Below are 3,078 nucleotides of genomic sequence, written 5' to 3'. Positions count from 1 at the left end.
ATAGTAAATCGTCATATTCATACTAGTTCAGCGCAAGAGAATTACAGTTCCAAAAATCATCTTTTTCCAATATGAATGACCATAATGAAACTACCAATAACCAGCTTCCTTATAAACATAATGGAGTAATAAATTGATTCCCAAACGGCTTGTTAGAAACGCGTTTGAATTTTTATTGCCTAAAAGGGTTTTAAATATTCTGAATATAAACTATAATTGATTTATTTTAAAACATCTAGGAGGTCACTATGGGTTTAGTAGAGAAAATCAGCGGATTTGCTGGTAAAACATTTACATTATGGGTCATTATATTTGCAGTAATTGCGTATATCTTACCTAATCATTTTATATGGATTGGTGCATATATTGTTCCTTTATTAGGAATTGTCATGTTTGGCATGGGACTTACACTATCAGCAGCGGATTTTAAAGAAGTTTTCCGTCGACCGAAAGAAGTGGCACTAGGGGTGGCTGGACACTTTATCATTATGCCATTATTAGCGTTTGCATTAGCAATAGGGTTCGATTTACCGAAAGAGGTGGCTGTTGGGGTTATTTTGGTTGGATGCTGCCCTAGTGGGACAGCGTCAAATGTCATGGTGTTTCTGGCAAGAGGGAATGTTGCACTTGCCGTTGCCATTGCTTCTGTTTCCACCATTCTAGCACCTATCGTAACACCCCTGCTTATTCTGCTCTTGGCAAGTAAATGGGTTAATATTAGTATTGGGTCATTATTTATTTCCATCATTCAAGTGGTAATCATCCCACTAATGCTTGGATTTATTGTTAAAAAGTTTTTCGGTAAACAGGCAGAGGCCGGTGCAAAGGCTTTGCCTCTGGTATCTGTTATTTCCATTGTCCTGATCGTATCCGCTGTCGTAGCAGGCAGCCAAGCCCAGCTGGCTAAAACAGGTTTGCTGATTTTTGCAGTCGTCGTTCTTCATAATGTTCTTGGTTTTATTCTCGGCTTTTTCTTTGCACGTTTATGCGGGATGGATTTAGCTAAGCAGAAAGCAGTCGCTATGGAGGTTGGAATGCAGAACTCTGGCTTGGGTGTAGCTATAGCAACGGCCCATTTCTCTCCTTTGGCCGCTGTACCTAGTGCCATTTTCAGTGTTTGGCATAATATATCTGGCTCCGTTCTAGCCTTTATCTTCAGTCGCATGAAAGATAAAAAAAATGTAGGAACCGTTAAAAATAATTCGATAAAAACAGACGTATCATAATGTTGGAGATGAACCACTAACACTTTTCATTTTTATTAACCGAAATGACTGTAGACAAAGGGGTTCTATCTACATGTTAAAACAATGTTGATTGGAACGGGTGTGCGAGACTCCTACGGGAAAAGCGAGTGCCTGCAGTGGAAATCAACGTTTGAATTTTACACCCCTCAAAAAAGCTGAAGCCGATTGAATAAATCGGCTTTTTTTTTGTGAATCAACCATCGGCAACTTTGAAATTCAAAGGAAAACATCATAGATTGTGGTTTCGATTCATATAGAAATCCATTCCCCAATAAGTAAACTTACTGCCTTTGTTGGGAGTATTTTTTTGAACTACCTGCTATACTACTAGATAAAAGTAAGATATAAAAACATACAGATGATTCGTTAATAGTCATTGAATTTCATTTTAAGGATGAGGGAATATAATGTCAGCAAAAATAAAATCGTCACGAAAAATCGCTAGATATTCACTAATGATCATGGGGGCAGGCTATATTGCAACCACTCCATTTCAAGGTTCTTTACCGTTGGACTTATTACATGGAGGGTTTGAAGCAGGTCTAGTTGGAGGATTGGCGGATTGGTTTGCAGTCACTGCTTTATTCCGCCATCCACTTGGATTACCAATCCCTCATACAGCTCTTTTGCCCAACAATCGGAAAAGAATGACAAATGCACTCGTTTCGATGTTAAAAAATGACTGGCTTTCTAAGGAAAGCATTCAAGACAAAGTCAAACATGTTCCTTTTACAGAAAAACTGATCCCCATTTTAGTAAAAGAGATGCAAAGTGATACGTTTAGAAAAGTCCTGATTAAACTTATCAAGCAAATGATTTGTTATATAGATATAAAAAAGATAACACCTTTCGTTGCAAAAAAAATTAAAGCATCGCTTTCTAACATAGACATGAGTAAAATTCTACATTTAGTAAGTTCACAGTTACTTAACGAAGAGTTTGATAAGAAGGCTTTGGATCATGTTTTGAAAAAAGCTGAAGATTGGTTAGGAAAAAAACAAACCAGTCACCGCCTAGGTACTGTTTCCATGGATGTACTCAGCAAGATTGAACTGGAAGGCATGCTTCAGTTTGCCGTTAAATCCATTCAAAGTCTGCTTAACGAAGAGAAACTTGGGAATATCATACAAAATCTATTATTAAGTGTCGTAAATAATTTACAAAACGAGGACGAACCAAATAGAGAGGCTTTAATCTTATATATCAGGAAAGAGATTCAAGGCATTAACCATAACCGGGAACTGTTAGAAGGAGTTGAAAAATGGAAAGAACAACTTCTAACAAAATGGGAGCCTGAGGCAACAATAACGGGAAGTTTACAACAAATTCAACAAGAAGCATTGGATTTCGTCGAGAATGAACATTTCATGGATACTTATCTGGCACCTATGATTCATCACATACTAGACAATATTAAAGAAAATAGCACCCACATTGATCTTTGGATACAGAAACAAATTTCTGTTCTCATTGAAAATAATCATACGCAGATCGGCAATCTTGTACAAGAAAATTTAGACAAGCTAGACAATGAAACGCTGATTGATATGATGGAAAATGGTGTAGGAAAAGATTTACAATGGATTCGTGTGAACGGAGCGGTTTGTGGCTTTATAATCGGGATACTCCTAACAGGTATACAGGCTCTACTTAGGCTGATATAATTCTGGCCCCGGCGGGTGATTTGGTAACAGCAGCTTACTGCCGTTGGCTGCGAGTAGTCCGTATATTCCGTATTCGGTTTTCTGGAGGAGGCAAAAGTCCTTCATTCATTATTATAAAAGGACCTTAACAACTTATGTTAAGGTCCTTCTATTAGCAAGAAATACTT

Annotated in this window: 2 protein-coding genes; both read left to right on the top strand. The window is 37.6% G+C overall.

The window, feature by feature from the left end:
• Positions 1–248: 248 nt before the first annotated feature.
• A complete protein-coding gene (locus tag ACFWE9_RS26480) occupies positions 249–1,226 on the top strand; it encodes a bile acid:sodium symporter family protein (protein ID WP_230160910.1) in 978 nt (325 codons plus the stop codon).
• Between the two features lie 428 nt (positions 1,227–1,654).
• On the top strand, positions 1,655–2,911 hold the full coding sequence (locus ACFWE9_RS26475) for a DUF445 domain-containing protein (protein ID WP_377359612.1): 1,257 nt from the start codon (positions 1,655–1,657) through the stop codon (positions 2,909–2,911).
• The last annotated feature ends 167 nt before the right edge of the window (positions 2,912–3,078 follow it).

This window comes from Peribacillus sp. NPDC060253 (assembly GCF_042727425.1).
GTDB lineage: Bacteria > Bacillota > Bacilli > Bacillales > DSM-1321 > Peribacillus.
Note: the sequence above shows the minus strand (reverse complement) of the source record. Positions and strands in the feature narration are given on the sequence as shown.